This window comes from Enterobacter cloacae complex sp. 2024EL-00227 (assembly GCF_043945315.1).
Classification (GTDB): domain Bacteria; phylum Pseudomonadota; class Gammaproteobacteria; order Enterobacterales; family Enterobacteriaceae; genus Enterobacter; species Enterobacter roggenkampii.
In genome coordinates, this window is record NZ_JBIMQP010000001.1 from 34,718 (window position 1) to 53,694 (window position 18,977).

General features: G+C 57.4%; 17 protein-coding genes. 10 read left to right on the forward strand and 7 right to left on the reverse strand.

Translation table 11 applies throughout. From position 1 onward, the window contains the following. Positions 1-129: 129 nt before the first annotated feature. Positions 130-1,194, forward strand: coding sequence for an AI-2E family transporter (locus tag ACHH0Z_RS00145; RefSeq protein ID WP_008501636.1), 1,065 nt, complete (start codon positions 130-132; stop codon positions 1,192-1,194). Positions 1,195-1,277: 83 nt separating this feature from the next. Here the strand turns inward: ACHH0Z_RS00145 and bcp are convergent, their stop codons facing one another. After that, positions 1,278-1,748 carry a thioredoxin-dependent thiol peroxidase gene (bcp, locus tag ACHH0Z_RS00150; protein ID WP_008501635.1) on the reverse strand — a complete coding sequence of 157 codons (471 nt, stop codon included), beginning with the start codon at positions 1,746-1,748 and terminating at the stop codon, positions 1,278-1,280. Beyond that, complete coding sequence (locus ACHH0Z_RS00155; RefSeq protein WP_023325845.1) at positions 1,748-2,317, reverse strand: glycine cleavage system transcriptional repressor; 570 nt, start codon at positions 2,315-2,317, stop codon at positions 1,748-1,750. Before ACHH0Z_RS00155 ends, bcp begins: the two co-directional genes overlap by 1 nt. Positions 2,318-2,462: 145 nt before the next feature. On the opposite strand from ACHH0Z_RS00155, the gene dapA reads away from it, so the two are divergent. The 6 genes from dapA to ypfH all read left to right on the forward strand — a co-directional run bounded on the left by dapA (position 2,463) and on the right by ypfH (position 8,920). Next, positions 2,463-3,341: a 4-hydroxy-tetrahydrodipicolinate synthase gene (gene dapA, locus ACHH0Z_RS00160; protein ID WP_008501633.1), complete on the forward strand. Its 879-nt coding sequence runs from the start codon at positions 2,463-2,465 to the stop codon at positions 3,339-3,341. A 16-nt stretch (positions 3,342-3,357) separates the two neighbouring features. Further along, positions 3,358-4,392 (forward strand): outer membrane protein assembly factor BamC, encoded by a 1,035-nt coding sequence (gene bamC, locus ACHH0Z_RS00165; protein ID WP_008501632.1) that lies wholly within the window; start codon positions 3,358-3,360, stop codon positions 4,390-4,392. Between the two features lie 109 nt (positions 4,393-4,501). Next, positions 4,502-5,215, forward strand: a complete 714-nt coding sequence (gene purC / locus ACHH0Z_RS00170) for a phosphoribosylaminoimidazolesuccinocarboxamide synthase (RefSeq protein WP_008501631.1) — start codon at positions 4,502-4,504, stop codon at positions 5,213-5,215. 120 nt (positions 5,216-5,335) lie between these two features. Beyond that, positions 5,336-6,205 carry a neutral zinc metallopeptidase gene (locus ACHH0Z_RS00175; protein ID WP_008501630.1) on the forward strand — a complete coding sequence of 290 codons (870 nt, stop codon included), beginning with the start codon at positions 5,336-5,338 and terminating at the stop codon, positions 6,203-6,205. Beyond that, entirely contained in the window at positions 6,205-8,151 is a 1,947-nt protein-coding gene (locus ACHH0Z_RS00180; protein ID WP_045406090.1) for a tRNA(Met) cytidine acetyltransferase TmcA, read from the forward strand. The genes ACHH0Z_RS00175 and ACHH0Z_RS00180 overlap by 1 nt, the downstream gene beginning before the upstream one ends. A 73-nt stretch (positions 8,152-8,224) precedes the next feature. Continuing rightward, the gene (ypfH, locus tag ACHH0Z_RS00185) at positions 8,225-8,920 is read left to right on the forward strand and encodes an esterase (protein ID WP_045406092.1); all 696 of its coding nucleotides are present in this window, start codon (positions 8,225-8,227) and stop codon (positions 8,918-8,920) included. Between the two features lie 39 nt (positions 8,921-8,959). Here ypfH and ACHH0Z_RS00190 read toward each other — a convergent pair whose 3' ends face one another. Genes ACHH0Z_RS00190 through ACHH0Z_RS00200 form a run of 3 tightly spaced genes read right to left on the reverse strand, consistent with a single transcriptional unit; the run spans position 8,960 to position 10,670 of the window. After that, a complete protein-coding gene (locus ACHH0Z_RS00190; RefSeq protein WP_008501627.1) occupies positions 8,960-9,157 on the reverse strand; it encodes a YpfN family protein in 198 nt (65 codons plus the stop codon). Between the two features lie 24 nt (positions 9,158-9,181). Next, positions 9,182-10,309 carry a succinyl-diaminopimelate desuccinylase gene (dapE, locus tag ACHH0Z_RS00195; RefSeq protein ID WP_008501626.1) on the reverse strand — a complete coding sequence of 376 codons (1,128 nt, stop codon included), beginning with the start codon at positions 10,307-10,309 and terminating at the stop codon, positions 9,182-9,184. A gap of 10 nt (positions 10,310-10,319) precedes the next feature. Beyond that, a complete protein-coding gene (locus ACHH0Z_RS00200) occupies positions 10,320-10,670 on the reverse strand; it encodes an ArsC family reductase (protein ID WP_032663096.1) in 351 nt (116 codons plus the stop codon). A gap of 387 nt (positions 10,671-11,057) precedes the next feature. Here ACHH0Z_RS00200 and ypfM point away from each other — a divergent pair, with 387 nt between their 5' ends. Next, positions 11,058-11,117, forward strand: coding sequence for a protein YpfM (gene ypfM, locus ACHH0Z_RS00205; RefSeq protein ID WP_015572204.1), 60 nt, complete (start codon positions 11,058-11,060; stop codon positions 11,115-11,117). 109 nt (positions 11,118-11,226) lie between these two features. On the opposite strand, the gene acrD is transcribed toward ypfM, so the two are convergent. Next, entirely contained in the window at positions 11,227-14,340 is a 3,114-nt protein-coding gene (gene acrD, locus ACHH0Z_RS00210) for a multidrug efflux RND transporter permease AcrD (protein ID WP_045406095.1), read from the reverse strand. 142 nt (positions 14,341-14,482) lie between these two features. After that, entirely contained in the window at positions 14,483-16,177 is a 1,695-nt protein-coding gene (narQ, locus tag ACHH0Z_RS00215) for a nitrate/nitrite two-component system sensor histidine kinase NarQ (protein WP_045406136.1), read from the reverse strand. 152 nt (positions 16,178-16,329) lie between these two features. Here narQ and aegA point away from each other — a divergent pair, with 152 nt between their 5' ends. Further along, positions 16,330-18,309, forward strand: a complete 1,980-nt coding sequence (gene aegA, locus ACHH0Z_RS00220; protein ID WP_045406097.1) for a formate-dependent uric acid utilization protein AegA — start codon at positions 16,330-16,332, stop codon at positions 18,307-18,309. Positions 18,310-18,375: 66 nt separating this feature from the next. Then, the gene (gene nudK, locus ACHH0Z_RS00225; protein WP_045406100.1) at positions 18,376-18,969 is read left to right on the forward strand and encodes a GDP-mannose pyrophosphatase NudK; all 594 of its coding nucleotides are present in this window, start codon (positions 18,376-18,378) and stop codon (positions 18,967-18,969) included. Positions 18,970-18,977 lie beyond the last annotated feature (8 nt).

Here is an 18,977-nt window from a genome sequence, read left to right on the forward strand (position 1 = left end):
CATGAAGAAAATCCCATTCATCAGGCTTTTGCGGATTGCGATCGGGATACAAAAAGCGAAAGTCTTTTTTGTGACAGTTAGATACAATTCACCCTCTCACTCCCGCCATTCGATTCAGGGAAGGGTTGTATGCTCGAAATGTTAATGCAGTGGTACCGGCGTCGGTTCAGCGACCCGGAAGCCATTGCTTTGTTGGTTATTCTGGTCGCCGGGTTCGGTATCCTGTTCTTCTTCAGCGGCCTGCTCGCCCCTTTGCTGGTAGCAATTGTGCTGGCGTACCTGCTGGAGTGGCCAACGGCGCGCCTGGAGAATATTGGGTGTTCCCGCCGCTGGGCGACCAGCATCGTGCTGGTGCTGTTTGTCGGCATCCTGCTGCTGATGGCCTTTGTGGTGATGCCGGTTGCCTGGCAACAGGGAATTAACCTGATCCGCGATATGCCCGGCATGCTGAATAAGCTTTCTGATTTCGCCGCCACGCTGCCGCGCCGTTATCCTGCGCTGATGGATGCCGGGATTATCGACGCGATGGCCGAAAACATGCGCGCCCGCATCATGACGATGGGCGATTCGGTGGTGAAGTACTCTCTGGCGTCCCTGGTCGGACTGCTGACGCTGGCGGTCTACCTCGTGCTGGTGCCGCTGATGGTCTTCTTCCTGGTGAAAGATAAAGACCAGATGCTTAACGCCGTGCGCCGTATTCTGCCGCGCAACCGCGGGCTGGCGGGGCAGGTCTGGGAAGAGATGAACCAGCAGATCACCAACTACATTCGCGGCAAGGTGCTGGAGATGATTGTGGTGGGGGTCGCCACCTGGATTGGCTTCCTGATTTTCGGCCTGAACTACTCGCTGCTGCTGGCCGTGCTGGTCGGATTTTCGGTTTTGATCCCCTACATCGGCGCGTTTGTGGTGACCATTCCGGTGGTTGGCGTGGCGTTGTTCCAGTTTGGGCTGGGTACCGAGTTCTGGAGCTGCTTCGCGGTGTATCTGATTATTCAGGGGCTGGACGGTAACCTGCTTGTACCGGTGCTGTTCTCCGAAGCGGTGAACCTGCATCCGCTGGTGATTATCTTATCGGTGGTGATTTTCGGCGGGCTGTGGGGATTCTGGGGCGTGTTCTTCGCCATTCCGCTGGCGACGCTGATTAAAGCGGTCGTCCACGCGTGGCCGGATGTGCCGGCGGTAGAAGAGCAGTAAGTTTTGCCGGGTGGCGCTGCGCTTACCCGGCCTATTTATCCTTGTAGGTCGGGTAAGGCGAAGCCGCCACCCGACACTCACTTTCAGGCACTTTCTTTCAGCCAGTTCAACACCACGTCGTGGTGGTTGCTGGTTTTGAAGTCGTCAAACACGTGTTCAACTTTACCGTCGGCGTCAATCAGGAAGCTGATGCGGTGAATACCGTCGTAGGTTTTACCCATAAACGTCTTCTCGCCCCAGACGCCGAACTGCTCGCATACCTGATGATCTTCGTCAGAAAGCAGCGTGAAGTTCAGCAGCTCTTTTTCAGCAAATCGTGACAGCTTTTCTGGTTTATCGGTGCTGATACCCAGCACTTCCACGCCGACTTTTTTCAACTCATCCATGTTATCGCGTAAGCCGCAGGCCTGTACGGTGCAGCCGGGGGTCATGGCTTTCGGGTAGAAATAGACCAGAACACGCTGTCCCTGGAAGTCGGTCAAATTTACTTGCTCGCCGTCTTGATCCGGTAAGCTAAATTTCGGTGCGATGTCACCGGCTTTCAGTGGATTCATTACTCAACTCCATCCTGTTCGTGCTGCGAATAATTGACGACGCTTATACTGCCCTGCGCGTTTAATTCTGTACAGAGGGCTTTGAACGCTTGCTCGATATTTGACGCATCCTGTGACGCAGGACTGTGCGCGGTAATTTGAATAAAGAGCGTGGGAACCGTGCTTGCGTCGCCCGGCTGTGTGCGGGAAACGAGCTCGGCGATGTTCATCTGATGGCTGTCAAACAGCGCGGTGAAGCGCTCTATCAGATGTGGAGAATCAGGCACTTCAACCTGCACCCAGACGGTAGAAGGCATGGCCGGGCGAGGGCGCGCGGTGGTGCGCTTCATGACGATCAGCAAATCCAGCTCGGCACCTTTCAGCGGCAGGGTCGATTCAATCAACGTGATGGCGTTCCATGTCCCTGAAAGCAACATAATGAATGTGAACTCTTCGCCGAGCATGGCCAGACGGCTGTCTTCAATATTACAGCCGCAACTGCTTACGTGGCGGGTGATGGTGTTCACGATACCCGGCCTGTCGGCACCCAGCGCAGTGATAACCAGGTAATGTTGTGATGAGGTTGTCAAACCTGTTCTTCCTTTGCATGGTTAAGTCTTCCTAAGGAAAGCATAAAAAAAACATGCATACAACCGCCTGAGGGCCTCAGGTCGCTTGCTTTTATTACAGTTCCAAACGTACCATTGAGACTCTTGTTCGCACAGAGGATGGCTCATGTTCACGGGAAGTATTGTCGCGCTTGTAACACCGATGGATGAAAAAGGTAACGTCTGCCGGTCTAGCATGAAGAAGCTGATTGATTACCATGTCGCCAATGGAACCTCGGCGATCGTTTCGGTAGGGACTACCGGTGAATCTGCAACGCTGAGCCACGACGAGCACGGCGATGTGGTTATGCTGACCCTGGAACTGGCTGACGGACGTATTCCGGTCATCGCGGGCACAGGCGCGAATGCCACCGCAGAAGCGATCAGCCTGACTAAACGTTTTAACGACAGCGGCATTGTCGGCTGTCTGACGGTGACCCCTTACTATAACCGTCCTACTCAGGAAGGTTTGTTCCAGCACTTCAAAGCCATCGCTGAACATACTGACTTGCCACAAATTCTGTATAATGTGCCGTCCCGTACCGGTTGCGATATGCTGCCGGAAACCGTTGGTCGTCTCTCGGAAGTCAAAAATATTATCGGTATTAAAGAGGCGACAGGGAACTTAAGCCGCGTTCATCAGATCAAAGAGCTGGTTTCAGACGACTTTATCCTGTTGAGCGGTGATGATGCGACCGCGCTGGACTTTATGCAGCTCGGTGGTCATGGCGTGATCTCCGTAACGGCAAACGTTGCGGCGCGCGACATGGCTGAAATGTGCAAACTGGCCGCGGCCGGTCACTTTGATGAAGCGCGTGTCATAAATCAGCGTCTGATGCCGCTGCACAATAAATTATTTGTCGAACCCAATCCGATCCCAGTGAAATGGGCATGTAAGGAGTTGGGGCTTGTAGCAACCGACACGCTGCGTCTGCCAATGACACCGATTACCGACCACGGTCGTGATATCGTCAGGGCAGCGCTGAAGCATGCCGGTTTGCTGTAAAGTTTAGGGAGATTTGATGGCTTATTCAGTACAGAAGTCGCGCCTGGCGAAGGTTGCGAGTGTTTCGCTTGTTATGCTGCTCGCTGCCTGTAGTTCAGACTCGCGCTACAAGCGCCAGGTGAGCGGTGATGAATCCTATCTGGATGCGACCCCGCTTGCTGAACTTCACGCACCGGCTGGTATGATCCTGCCGATTCAGAACGGCGATTATAATATTCCCGTGACCAACGGCAGCGGCCTGGTCGGTAAAGCGCTTGATATTCGTCCACCAGCACAGCCTCTGGCGCTGGTGAGCGGGGCGCGTACCCAGTTCACCGGTGATACGGCGTCTCTGATGGTTGAGAGCGCGCGCGGTAGCACCCTGTGGCCGCAGGTTGTCAGCGTCATTCAGGCGAAGAACTACACCATCGATAAACGCGATGATGCCAGCCAGACGTTAACCACCGACTGGATCGAATGGAACCGTCTGGATGAAGACCAGCAGTACCGCGGTCGTTATCAAGTCTCCGTTAAACCGCAGGGTTATCAACAGGCGGTTAACGTTAAGCTGTTGAACCTGGAGCAGGCGGGTAAACCGGTTGCGGATGCCGCATCCCTGCAGCGTTACAGCACCGAAATGCTGAACGTGATTGCCGCAGGCCTGGATAAAAACGCGACCGATGCTGCCAACGCCGCGCAGAGCCGCAACGGTGTGACCTTCGATGTCCAGAGCGGCGCGGATGATACCGGCCTGCCAATGCTGGTGGTGCGTGCACCGTTTAACCAGACCTGGCAGCGTCTGCCAGCGACGCTGGAAAAAGTGGGCATGAAAGTGACCGACAGCACCCGCTCAACCGGCAGCATGACGGCAACCTATAAGCCGCTCTCCGACAGCGCGTGGCAGGAACTGGGCGCGAAAGATCCTCAGCTTGCCTCCGGTGACTACAAGATTCAGGTCGGTGACCTTGATAACCGCAGTAGCCTGCAGTTTATCGATCCAAAAGGTCACACGCTGACCCAGTCGCAGAACGATGCGCTGGTCGCTGTTTTCCAGGCAGCATTCAGCAAATAAATACGAGGGCTGGTGAATCCAGCCCTTTTTATTTTCGTGCTACGCAAACGTGTGCGTGGCATAATATCCCCAGTTTTGAACACAAATCATCACACCAGGAGTAATGAAGATGCAGAAGCAAGCTGAGTTGTATCGTGGCAAAGCGAAGACCGTATACAGCACGGAAAACCCGGATCTGTTGGTGCTCGAGTTCCGCAATGATACGTCAGCAGGGGATGGCGCGCGCATTGAGCAGTTCGATCGTAAAGGCATGGTGAACAACAAGTTCAACCACTTCATTATGACCAAACTGGCCGAAGCGGGTATCCCGACTCAGATGGAAGCGTTGCTGTCCGATACGGAATGTCTGGTGAAAAAACTGGATATGGTTCCGGTTGAGTGCGTTATTCGTAACCGTGCGGCGGGCTCCCTGGTGAAGCGTCTGGGCATTGAAGAAGGTATCGAACTGAATCCACCGCTGTTCGATCTGTTCCTGAAAAACGATGCCATGCACGACCCGATGGTCAATGATTCCTATTGCGAAACCTTCGGCTGGGTGAACAAAGAGAACCTGGCGCGCATGAAAGAGCTGACCTACAAAGCCAACGACGTGCTGAAAAAATTGTTTGATGACGCGGGCCTGATCCTCGTTGACTTCAAGCTGGAGTTTGGTCTGTTCAAAGGCGAAGTGGTGCTGGGCGATGAGTTCTCACCGGACGGTAGCCGCCTGTGGGACAAAGAAACCCTGGATAAAATGGACAAAGACCGCTTCCGTCAGAGCCTGGGTGGCCTGATTGAAGCGTACGAAGCGGTTGCTCACCGTTTAGGCGTTAAGCTCGACTAACTCCCTCACTTGCCAAAGGATGTTCGCATCCTTTGGCGTCTTACCTTTGTTTCCTATGGTAATCTTGCCGTTAACCGCCTACGATCATAGCTATTATAAATGGAATAGTTAGAGGTGGTTATGCGCTGGCAAGGGCGTCGTGAAAGTGACAATGTAGAAGACAGACGCAGTGATGGCGGTGGCGGTCCTTCCATGGGCGGACCGGGCTTCCGCTTACCCAGCGGCAAGGGCGGTATCATTCTGCTGATTGTGGTGCTGGTCGCGGGCTATTACGGCGTCGATCTCACCGGGTTAATGACCGGTCAGCCGCTGCAACAGCAGCAGCATTCTCAGCGCTCCATCAGCCCGAATGAAGATGAAGCGGCCAAATTTACCTCCGTGATCCTCGCCACAACGGAAGACACCTGGGGTCAGCTGTTTGAGAAGATGGGGCGTACCTACCAGCAGCCGAAGCTGGTGATGTACCGGGGCGCAACCCGCACCGGATGCGGCACCGGGCAGTCCGTGATGGGGCCGTTCTACTGCCCGGCGGACGGCACCGTCTATATCGATCTCTCTTTTTACGATGACATGAAACGCAAGCTTGGCGCTGACGGTGATTTTGCCCAGGGTTACGTTATCGCGCATGAAGTCGGCCATCACGTGCAAAAGCTGCTGGGAATTGAGCCAAAAGTGCGCCAGCTGCAGCAAAATGCGTCGCAGGCTGACGTGAACCGCCTGTCCGTTAAAATGGAGCTGCAGGCGGACTGCTTCGCGGGCGTCTGGGGCCACAGCATGCAGCAGCAGGGCGTGCTGGAATCCGGCGATCTTGAAGAGGCGCTGAATGCCGCTCAGGCGATCGGTGACGACCGTCTTCAGCAGCAGAGCCAGGGGCGCGTCGTGCCGGACAGCTTCACTCACGGTACCTCGCAGCAGCGCTACAGCTGGTTTAAACGCGGTTTCGACAGCGGCGACCCGGCGCAGTGTAATACCTTCGGCAAAGCGATGTAATGCTGGCGTTTGAACAGCTGATACGCGAGCTTGAGCGCACCGGCCATCGTCGGCTGGTGGTGCTCAGCGGTGAGACGCAGTGGACGTTGAGTCAGGCGACTGACCTGCGTAATACCCTGCCGGGAGACTGGCTGTGGCTGGATGACAATCCCTCTAAAACCCTCAGCGGACTGCTGGGACGCGAATACCTTCACGCCGTTTTTGACGCGCGCGCCGGGTTTGACGTCTCAGCCTTCGCCGCGCTCAGCGGGACGCTACGCGCCGGAAGCCTCCTGGTGCTGCTGGTGCCTCCGCTTGCTGACTGGGCCGACAGGCCAGACAGCGATTCTTTGCGCTGGAGCGACAGCGCGGAGCCGATCGCCACTCCACACTTTGTGCACCACTTCTGCCGGACGCTTGCCGCCGATTCGGATGCGATTGTCTGGCAGCAGCATCGTCCCTTGTCCGTTCCCGTTGCGCCGGATTTACCCGACTGGCAGCCTGCCAGCGGCGCACCGCAGCGCGAGCAGGCGGAGATCCTCGACGCGCTTCTGACCATGCCTGCGGGCATCGCTGCCGTAACGGCACCGCGCGGGCGCGGAAAGTCAGCGCTGGCGGGGATGCTGCTCAATAGCATTCAGGGGAGTGCGGTGGTCACGGCACCAGCTAAAGGGGCAACGGATGTCATTGCGCGCTTTGCGGGCGAGCATTTCCACTTTATGGCCCCGGATGCGCTGCTGGCCTCCACGCTGCAGGCCGACTGGCTGATTGTCGATGAAGCGGCTGCCATCCCGGGCCCGCTGCTGGAGAAGCTGGTGACGCGCTTCACGCGCGTATTATTAACCACCACGGTGCAGGGCTATGAAGGGACGGGCAGGGGATTCCTGCTGAAGTTCTGCGCCCGTTTCAGCGAACTGCGGCATTATGCCTTATCGACCCCCATTCGCTGGGCCGCCGGATGTCCGCTTGAGCGGTTCGTGGCAAATGCTCTGTTATTTGATGATGCGCTTATCGATCGCAAACCGGAAGGTGAGGTTCGTATAACGCCGCTGGCGCCGCGGATGTGGGAGAGCGACCCGGCACGCGCGGCAAGCGTATATGAACTGCTGTGTGCTGCACACTACCGCACGTCACCGCTCGATTTACGCCGGATGATGGACGCGCCCGGCCAGCACTTTGCTGTTGCAGAGACGGGGGCTGATATTGCAGGCGCGCTCTGGCTGGTGGAAGAGGGCGGGTTGTCACCGGAGCTTAGCCGCGCCGTGTGGGCGGGATACCGGCGTCCACGCGGGAATCTCGTGGCGCAGTCGCTGGCGGCGCACGGCGGCTCTCCGCTCGCGGCGACGCTGAAAGGGCGACGGGTTAGCCGCATTGCGATTCACCCCCTGCGCCAGCGGGAAGGCATCGGGCAACGGCTTATCCGTAGCGCCAGCGGGGAAGATTATCTGTCGGTGAGTTTTGGTTATACCGACGAGCTGTGGCGTTTCTGGCAGCGGTGCGGGTTTGTGCTGGTGCGGATGGGGAGCCATCGGGAAGCCAGCAGCGGCTGCTACACGGCGATGGCGCTGCTGCCGCTGAGCGAGGCCGGGCGTCGGCTGTGCGCGCAGGAACATCACCGTTTATGCCGGGATATGCGCGTCCTGTCGGCCTGGAACGGTGAAAAGATCCCGGTGGACGACGGCTGGGAAGCTACCCTTAATAGTGATGACTGGCGGGAGCTGGCGGGGTTTGCTTTTGCCCATCGCGCGTTTTCAACCTCGGTTGCCGCGCTGACGCGGTTGTTGCTCACCGTTGATATGCCGCTTCCGGCCCTGCGGGGGAAACTAGCAGGGAAAACGGATGAGCTCGGGCGAAAAGCGTTGCTGGCAAAGCTGCGCTCTGAAACCGCGCAAGCGCTTGAAACCATTGATTATCCGCGCTGCCAGCAGTTGAAGGAAGCCATTTTGCAATGGCAATTTTTTCAATGACTTCTTCAGTAAAGTGGCATGGTCATTCCCGCCGGGAGGCGTAGAATCCAGGTCATCTATTAAGGAGACCACCATGAAACATGACCATTTTGTTGTTCAAAGCCCTGACAAACCGGCTAAACAGTTACTGCTTCTGTTTCATGGGGTTGGCGATAATGCCGTCAATATGGGGCAGATTGGCAGCTGGTTTGCGCCCGTTTTCCCGGAAGCGCTGATTGTCAGCATCGGCGGCGTAGAGCCATGCGGCCCGAACGGGCGCCAGTGGTTCTCGGTTCAGGGCGTGACGGAAGAGAACCGTCAGGCGCGTATCGACGCCATCATGCCGGCCTTTATCGACGTCATCCGTTACTGGCAGCAGCAGAGCGGCGTAGGAGCCGAAGCGACCGCGCTGATTGGCTTCTCGCAGGGGTCAATCATGTCGCTGGAAAGCGTAAAGGCGCAGCCGGGTCTGGTGTCACGGGTGATCGCCTTTAACGGCCGTTTTGCGACGTTACCGACAAGCGCAACCACGCAAACCACGATCCACTTAATCCACGGCGGTGAAGACCGGGTGATTGAGCTCTCGCATGCGGTTGCTGCCCAGGAAGCGCTGATGCGTGAGGGTGGGGATGTGACGCTGGATATCGTTGACGATCTGGGCCACGCCATTGACGACCGCAGCATGCAGTTTGCGCTTGACCATCTGCGCTATACCGTACCGAAGCACTACTTTGATGAAGCGCTCAGCGGCGGTAAGCCGGATGACGATGATGTTGTTGAGTTTATGTGATTCTTCCCCCTCTCCCATGGAGAGGGGGAATCGGATCGATTACTTCTTCTGATCCTTCTTCGGCCAGTCGTCGTCATCGTCCCACTTGTCGTTGAAATCACGGTGCGGGGGAAGATCCGGCTTGTTGGCGAGAAATTTTTTATGGTCCACGCGCTTAAGGTCTTTAATCACGTTCAGCAATACGCCGACCAGAAAAACCAACACCAGAACCCACCAGTACTTTGAAAGCCAATCCATTCGCTATTCCTCTCAGAGCGTTCGTCAGGCGACGATTTGCTCCATAATACGTTGATACATACGGGCCAGCAGTTGTAAATCTGCCGCATTGACACACTCATTTATTTTATGAATGGTTGCGTTCACTGGCCCCAGTTCGACAACCTGAGCACCCATACGGGCGATAAAGCGTCCGTCTGAGGTACCACCCGTTGTCAGCAGCTGTGGCTTAATTTCATTATAGTGCTCGATGGCGTTCACCACCGCATCCACCAGTTTGCCGCGCTGCGTCAGGAACGGCTGGCCGGAAAGCCACCACTCCACGGTGTAGCGCAGCTGATATTTTTCCAGCAGGGCGATAACGCGCGCCTTGATCATCTCATCGGTCAGTTCCGTGCTGAAGCGGAAGTTGAACTGGACGACGTAATCCCCCGGGATCACGTTATTGCTGCCGGTACCGGCCTTGACGTTTGCTATCTGCATGCTGGTCGGCGGGAAGAACTCGTTGCCCTTATCCCACTCAATAGCCACCAGCTCGCTCAGCATTGGCGCGGCGCGGTGAACCGGGTTATCGGCCAGATGCGGATACGCAACGTGGCCCTGAACGCCGTGAATGGTCAGGTTACAGGTCAGCGAGCCACGGCGTCCGTTTTTGACGACGTCACCCACCACTTCGGTACTGGACGGCTCACCGACCAGGCAGTAGTCGAGACGCTCGTTGCGGGCCATCAGCGCTTCGACGACCTTCACGGTGCCGTTGTGCGCGCTGGCTTCTTCGTCGGAGGTGATCAAAAACGCGAGACGGTTTTTGTGATTCGGATGCTGCGCCACAAAGCGCTCTGCCGCCACGACCATCGCCGCCAGAGAGCCTTTCATGTCTGCCGCGCCGCGACCAAACAGCATGCCATCGCGAATGGTCGGCTCAAACGGCGGGTTAATCCAGCGATCCGCGTCGCCGGCGGGAACGACGTCAGTATGCCCGGCGAAGGCCAGCGTTTCGCCCTGTCCGCGCCATGCCCAGAAGTTCTGGGTATCGCCAAAGTCCATGCGTTCAACGGTAAAACCGATGGCACGCAGGCGTTCAATCATAAGAGCCTGACAACCTGCGTCGTCCGGGCTAAGGGAAGGACGGCGAATAAGCTGCTGAGTCAGCTCAATGACCGGGCATGACATAAACTACACCTCAACGAAAAAAGTCGGAATAAAGGGTTTCACTGAAACCCAGCAGCATAGGCTGCCCTGGCGCGCAGAGCAATGGGCGTTTGATAATTGCCGGCATTTCGAGCATCAGTTTTGCCGCGCTGTTGGCATCGGTGATGCTGGCGCGCAGAGAGTCGTCCAGTTTACGCCAGGTGGTGCCGCGGGTGTTCAGCAGGGCTTCCCAACCCAGTTCGCGAATAGCGCTATGCAGAAATTCTGCATCGAGCCCGTCGGCACGGTAATCGTGGAAGCGGTACTCCACGCTGTTAGCGTCCAGCCAGCGGCGGGCTTTTTTGATGGTGTCGCAATTTTTAATGCCGTACATCACAACCATGGTGAATCCTTTTGATGTTCTGATAATTAAATGTTCAGTAAATTCGAAGATATATCCTTAAGTGGAATATAACACATTCAGGAATTGTCTGGATTAATACGTCTTCTTAATTCGACTCACAACTGTACGCTGAATATTCTTTCATCATTTAAGCATAGATGTCCATTAACTTTAAAAATCCAATAAACTCAGCAAATAAAATAAAACTCACCCGTTCGTAGGGTTATTTCAAAATATTGCTGGCCGTCACAAAAAATTGAGGGCTCTCCGTTCATATTTATCATAAATCCCCGCAGGACGTAGGGTACAATCACAGCAATTGGTTAAATAGTCTTCACAATGATGGTACGTTTTTGTAGAATGCGCATAATAATAAGAGAGGTTGTTATGATTGAACGTGAACTGGGGAACTGGAAAGATTTTATCGAAGGCATGCTTCGTAAATGACATTCAGTAAGAATTGCAAGAGCACTAAAATAAGTAAAATAACCATAGTGTGAATTAATCACACAGTAAAAAGGCGGCCGATAAAGCCGCCTTTTTTTATTTCAACCACTTACTCAGGACGTTCCTTTAGCGGGAAGCGGCGACGCACCAGCACAAAGAACAGCGGAACGAAGTAAATGGCCAGGATGGTGGCCGAAATCATGCCGCCCATCACCCCCGTGCCGACGGCATGCTGGCTGCTGGAGCCTGCACCGGTGCTGGTCGCCATCGGCAGTACACCAAAAATAAACGCCAGCGAGGTCATCAGGATCGGACGCAGGCGCTGACGGCAGGCGTGCAGCGTGGCGGCCATCAGCTCGTGGCCTTTGGCATTCATCTCGTTAGCAAACTCAACGATCAGAATGGCGTTTTTCGCCGATAGCCCAATGACGGTGAGCAGGCCCACCTGGAAGTAGACATCGTTCTCCAGGCCGCGCATCCACGTTGCGAGCAGCGCACCGATAACCCCAAGGGGCACGACCAGCATGACCGAGAACGGGACCGACCAGCTCTCATACAGTGCGGCAAGGCAGAGGAAGACCACCAGCAGCGAGAGCGCGTAAAGGGCGGGGGCCTGCGCCCCTGAGAGACGCTCCTGGTAAGACATGGCCGTCCACTCGAGACCAAAACCGGCGGGCAGCTGTTGCACCAGTTTTTCCATGGTGTCCATGGCGGTACCGGTGCTGACGCCCGGCGCGGCTTCCCCGACGATTTCAACCGCAGAGTAGCCGTTATAGCGTTCCAGGCGTGGCGATCCGCTCTCCCAGTGCGAACTGGCAAAGGCGGAGAACGGCACCATGCCGCCAGCATTATTTCTGACAAACCAGCGGTTAATATCATCCGGCAGCATGCGGAACGGCGCGGCGGACTGGACATACACTTTTTTCACGCGGCCGCGATCCATAAAGTCATTCACATAGCTCGACCCCCACGCCGTTTGCAGGGTGTCGTTGATATCGTTGATCGAGACGCCCAGCGCCTGCGCCTTACGCTGATCGATATCCACCTGAAGCTGCGGGCTGTCGTCGAGGCCGTTATGGCGAACGCGGGTCAGGCCGGGATCGTTGCCTGCCAGCGCTAACAGCTTATCGCGTGCGGCCATCAGCGCCGTGTGGCCCGCCCCGGCGTGATCCTGCAGCTCCATATCAAACCCGGCTGAACTGCCCAGGCCGCTTATCGCCGGTGGGCTGCTGGCAAAGACGCGCGCTTCTTTGATGTGCGCAAAGGCTTTTGTCGCACGTTCAATGATGGCAAACGAGGTGCCCGTTCGGGCATCGCGCTCGTCCCAGTCCTTCAGGCGGACAAACATGCGGGCAACGTTCTGCCCGTTTCCGCCCGGGCCGGAACCGACGGTGGAGAAGACCGAGACAACGTTATCTTTCTCTTTGGTGAAGAAGTACTGCTCCACTTTCTGCACCACTTTCAGCGTCTGCTGCTGCGTTGCGCCGCTCGGAAGCTGCACCGAGGTGGTGAACATCCCCCGGTCTTCCATCGGCAGGAACGAGGTGGGCAGGTGCAGGAACAGCCACACCATCCCGCCCAGCAGCACAACGTAAATCATCATCCAGCGCAGGCTGCGGTGCAGTACGCGACCAACGGCAGATTCATAGCGCGCGGCGTTGCGGTTGAACATCCGGTTAAACCAGCCGAAGAACCCTTTCTGCCCGTGATGCTCCCCTTTGTGCAGCGGTTTCAGAATGGTGGCGCACAGCGCGGGGGTGAGGATCAGCGCGACCAGCACGGAGAGCACCATCGCCGAGACGATGGTGATCGAGAACTGGCGATAAATCGCCCCGGTGGTGCCGCCAAAGAAGGCCATCGGGATAAAGACGGCCGACAGCACCATCGCAATCCCGACCAGCGCCCCCTGAATTTGCCCCATGGACTTGCGCGTCGCCTGGCGCGGAGAGAGCCCTTCTTCGCTCATGATGCGCTCGACGTTTTCAACCACCACGATGGCATCATCCACCAGAAGGCCGATCGCCAGCACCATCGCAAACATCGTCAGGGTATTAATGCTGTACCCGAAGGCGTAGAGCACCGCAAAGGTCCCCAGCAGCACGACGGGGACGGCAATGGTGGGGATCAGCGTCGCGCGGAAATTTTGCAGGAACAGGTACATGACCAGGAACACCAGCGCGATGGCTTCCAGCAGGGTTTTCACCACGTCCTCAATCGACGCTTTAACGAAGGAGGTGGTTTCATAGGCGACTTTGTACTCCAGCCCGTGCGGGAAATACTGCGACAGCTCGTCCAGACGGTCTAACACCAGTTTCGCCGTCGCCATTTCGTTCGCGCCGGAGGCCAGCTTAATCCCCAGACCGGAGGCCTGATTGCCGTTAAAGCGGCTCAGGTAGTCGTATTTCTCCGCCCCCATTTCCACCGTGGCGACATCGCCCAGACGCACTTCCGACCCGTCCTGATTCACGCGCAGGGTGATATTGCGGAACTGGTCCGGCGTCTGCAGCAGGGATTGCGAATTAATGGTGGCGTTCAGGGCTTGCTTATCAACGGAAGGCGTTCCCCCCAGTTGCCCCACGGCAATCTGGGCGTTCTGGGCTTTAATGGCATCCGTCACGTCGGTTGCCGTCATCTGGTAGCTGTTCAGCTTGTTGGGATCGAGCCAGATACGCATGGAGTACTGTGAGCCGTAGGCGTCGATATCCCCGACGCCGTTGATACGGCTGATGGGATCCTGAATATTACTGGCGACGTAGTCCGCGATGTCCTGTTTATCCATCGAGCCATCTGTCGAGACAAAGGCGATGGTCAATATGTTGGTATCGCCGGTTTTGCGCACGGTCACGCCCTGGTTTTGCACCGCCTGGGGCAGCTTGCGCATGGCCGACTGCAGCTGGTTTTGGACCTGCTGCACCGCTTCGTCCGGGTCGGTGCCCGCCTTAAAGCTCAGGGTCACCGTCGCCTGTCCCGTGGCGCTGCTTTGCGAGGACATGTACATCAGGTTATCCAGACCCGTCATGTTCTGCTCGATAACCTGCGTCACGGTATTTTCCAGCGTCTGAGCGGACGCGCCGGGGTAGTTTGCGGTGACGCGCACGTTCGGCGGTGCCAGGTCGGGGTATTGCTCAACGGGAAGTGAAGTAATCGCCAGGACACCTGTCAGACACAACAGGATGGCAAGCACCCAGGCAAAAATGGGGCGATCGATGAAAAAATTCGCCATGAAAGTGTGACCTCGTTTTGCTGCACGTCATTATTGTTTATTGCCCGCATAACTTTAGCGGTAAGGCCCAGGTCAAACGTGGAGAAATAAAGGAGATAGTGTAAATTATCATGCGCTTTTCCCTGCGCTTCCCTCTTTACCGTTATTTACCCGTTAACGGCGTGGGCGCCGGAAACGTCACGCTGACCAGCGTGCCGCCGTTTTGCGGCTGCGAGAAGTGCAGCATGCCTCCAAGCCGTTGCGCGCGTTCGCGCATAATGTTCAGACCGTAATGTCCCGGCGGCTCGCTGGCCTCGCCAATCCCGATGCCGTTGTCGCGAATGCTGACGCTGTGCGTACCGTCCGCTGCGGTCACGCAGCTCACGGTGATCTCGCTGGCCTGCGCGTGCTTAATGGCATTCAACACCGCCTCACGCACGATCTGTAACAGATGCACCTGCTTTTGCGCGTCGAGCGCCAGCGAGGAGAGGCGGCAGTCGAGATGCAGTTTCGCCTGCGTCTGGCTCTGCAGGGCATCGAGTGACTCCTGCAGCGCCGCGGGTAAATTCGCGTGGTTCAGCGTCAGGCGGAAGGTGGTCAGCAGCTCGCGCAGCTGCTGCCAGGCGTTGTTCAGCTCGCGGGAGAAGTCGGTGATAATGGCCTGCGCTTGGGTATTTTCTTCCGGCACGGCGCGTTTGAGCAGCGCAAGCTGAATGCGCAGATACGACAGCACCTGCGCCAGCGAATCGTGCAGCTCTCGGGCAATGGTGGCGCGCTCTTCCATCAGCAGTAGCTGCTGGTAATGCTTTTGCGCCTGGTTAAAGTACAGCCCGCGCCCGAGCATGGTCGCCACGCTTCTCATCAGCGGAAGGGGGACGCTGTCCGCCTCGCTTTGCCAGCGCAGCTCGCCGTAGAGCGTGTCCTGCATCAGTACCGTCAGGTTTTGCAGAGGGATACCCTCAGCCTCCGTCCCTTCGCACAGCCGCCAGTCGTCGCTGGTGCGCAGTTCCAGATAATTCATCTGCGTATAGTCATGGACAATCTGCAGGATATGCCGGAAACAGTGGCTGTCAATCTGGCCGGTATTGAGCGCCTGCGAGCACTTGAACAGCATGTCGAGCTGCTGGTGGGCTTCGTGCAGGTGCCGCGTCTTTTCCGCAACCGAGGCTTCGAGCGAACGGTAGAGCGTATCAAGCTCGGCTGACATGTGGTTAAAGGCGCGCGAAAGCTGGCCCAGCTCGTTCGGCAGGGCGCTATCCGGCGCAGGGGTGGCAAACTCGCCGCGCTCAATGCGTTCGCTGGCCGCCACCAGGTTGTTCAGCGGCAGCACCACCTGGCGACGGATGCGTCGCAGGGTAAACAGCGTCAGCAGCAGGATCCCGATTGCGCCAGCCAGCGAGAGCAGGGTGACCGTTTGAATTTTATGTTCGGTGTAGTGCTGGAGGGCGAGCACAAAGGCATCAATGCGGCCGACAAAATCCTCAATATTGCGTTGGTACCACGCGCTGTCGCCGCGGGCGATATGCGCATCCATCTCCTGCCAGGCCACATGCAGCTGCTGATAGCGTGCTTTCACATTGTCCGGGACGTACCAGCGGTCCAGCTTCTGCAGGGCAGGCGCGCCGAGCGTCTGTTGCCAGCTCTCGCGATGTGCCGCAAGGGAAGGGCTGTTGCGCTGCATCTCGTAGCCCAGACGATAGCTCTGCATGCGCAGTGAGCCAGCGATGTTGATGGCTTCGGCATCGCGCTGGCTGCTGGCCAGCGTCAGCAACGCGACGGTGCTGCTGAGCACGGATAGGGCAATGATCGAAAAGAAAGCCCAGGCAAGGCTTCCGGAAACGGGTCGTTTAACGGTCACAGAACGGCTCTCTGAATAAAATTGATCTGCCACAGGTTCACTGGAAATAATTGGGCGCTTCAGGCATTTGAACATTGCCCGAACGCACCGTGATGCGTAAATACCATACTCTTATAAAGAGAAAGGTTATTGAACCAAAAACAGGTGTGGTTATGAATCGTTTTATTATGGCTAACAGCCAGCAGTGCATTGGGTGTCGCGCCTGCGAAGTCGCCTGCGTGATGGCGCACAACGGTGAGCAGCATGCCCTGAGCGAGCGCCATTTTCATCCCCGTATCACGGTCCTGAGATCCGGCGAGAAGAGCCACCCCGTGACCTGTCATCATTGCGAAAATGCACCCTGCGCGCAAAGCTGCCCGAACGGCGCCATCAGCAAATGCGATGACAGCGTACAGGTGAATCAACAAAAATGCATCGGCTGTAAGGCCTGCGTGGTGGCCTGCCCGTTTGGCACGATGGAGATTATCGTCACTCCGCTCGACAATAGCAGCGTGAAGGCCTCGGCGAATAAATGCGATCTCTGTCTGACGCGTCCACACGGCCCGGCCTGTATCGAAAATTGCCCGGCGGATGCCCTCTCCCTGGCGACGCCCGCCGCGCTGGAAAACCTGGCGAAATCGCGCCGACAGCGCACGGCCTGCCTGGAGGCGCAGCCCTGGCATGGTGCCGAGGCCGTCAGCGTGGACGCGCCGCGTACTAAACTGCAGCAGATGCAAACGACCCCGCCCCGCGGCGAGCCCGACAAGCTGGCTGGCGCAGAGCGCGTGGGCCATTTTAACGAAATTTACCTGCCGTTCCGGGCCGAACAGGCCGCCCGCGAGGTGTCGCGCTGCCTGAAGTGCGGAGAGCACAGCATTTGCGAATGGACCTGCCCGCTGCACAACCACATCCCGCAGTGGATTGAGCGCCTCAACGCGGGGGATATCACCGGCGCGGCCGAGCTTTCTCATCAGACCAACTGTTTACCTGAAATTACCGGTCGCGTCTGCCCGCAGGACCGGTTATGCGAGGGAGCCTGCACGCTTCGTGACGCGGCGGGGGCCGTGACGATCGGCAACATCGAGCGCTACATCTCCGATCGGGCGCTGGCGATGGGCTGGCGGCCGGATATGTCCGCCGTCACGCCGTCAGGTAAACGTGTCGCGATTGTCGGCGCGGGGCCCGCCGGGCTGGCGTGCGCCGACGTGCTGGCGCGCCGCGGCGTGAGCGTGACGGTCTATGACCGGCATCCGGAGATCGGCGGTTTGCTGACCTTTGGCATCCCGGCATTTAAGCTCGATAAATCGCTGCTCGCGCGGCGCAGAGAGATCTTTACCGCGATGGGGATCCGCTTCGAGCTGAACTGCGAGGTGGGCCAGGACGTGTCGATGTCGCAGCTCAAGAGCGATTACGACGCCCTGTTTATTGGCGTGGGTACCTATCGTTCGATGAAGGCGGGTATTCCGAACGAGGATGCGCCAGGGGTCTACGACGCGCTGCCTTTCCTGGTGGGCAACACGCGGCATGTTATGGGGCTGGAGGCGACGGCCAGCGAGCCGTTCATCGACACCCGTGGCCTGAACGTGGTGGTGCTGGGTGGAGGCGATACCGCGATGGACTGCGTCCGCACGGCGTTACGTCACGGCGCGGCGACGGTCACCTGCGCCTATCGTCGGGATGAGGCCAACATGCCGGGCTCGAAGAAAGAGGTGCAGAACGCCAGAGAAGAGGGGGCGTCATTTGAGTTTAACGTCCAGCCGGTTGAGCTGACGCTGGATCCGAACGGTAAGGTCAACGGTATCCGGATGCTGCGTACCGCGCTCGGTGAGCCGGATGCGCAGGGGCGTCGTCGGCCCGTTCCGGTGGCGGGCAGCGAGTTTGTGATGGCCGCGGATGCAGTCATCATGGCGTTTGGCTTTAATCCGCACGCGATGCCGTGGCTGCAGGCGCAGGGTGTCGAAACGGATGACTGGGGGCGGATCGTGGCCTCGGTCGAGAGCCGCTACCGCTATCAGACAACCAACCCGCAGATCTTCGCCGGGGGCGATGCGGTTCGCGGCGCGGATCTGGTGGTGACCGCGATGGCGGAAGGGCGTCATGCCGCGCAGGGGATACTCGACTGGCTGGGAGTGGATGTACCACAACATCATTAATCCGGCGGACGACAAAGCGGGATTCACGGCGTAGTATAGGACGACTCATTGTGCCGTGGAGCCCGTATGACCCTGAAAATTGACGTTATCAAAGACAAAATTCTCTCTGAAAACTACTTTGTCCTGCGTAACATCACCTATGATCTTACACGTAACAACGGTGAAGTGATCCGCCACAAGCGCGAGGTCTATGACCGTGGTAACGGAGCAACCATCCTGCTCTATAACCGTGAAAAGCAGAGCGTGGTGCTGATCCGTCAGTTCAGGGTGGCAACATGGGTCAATGGCAATCCTGACGGACGTCTGATTGAAACCTGCGCGGGCCTGCTCGATGACGATGAGCCGGAAGTCTGCATCCGCAAAGAGGCCGTCGAAGAGACCGGCTTTGAAGTGGGCGAGGTCAAAAAGGTCTTCGAGCTGTACATGTCCCCGGGCGGCGTGACGGAAATTGTCCATTTCTTCATTGCTGAATACAGCGACGCACAGCGCACGCACCGGGGCGGTGGCGTAGAGGATGAAGATATCGACGTGCTGGAGCTTCCTTTTGCCCGAGCGCTGGAGATGTTGCGTTCAGGCGAAATCAGGGATGGTAAAGCGGTGATATTGCTGCAGTATTTACAGACAACCGGGCTGATGAACACCCCTTTCGAACGGATATAGCCTGTTTT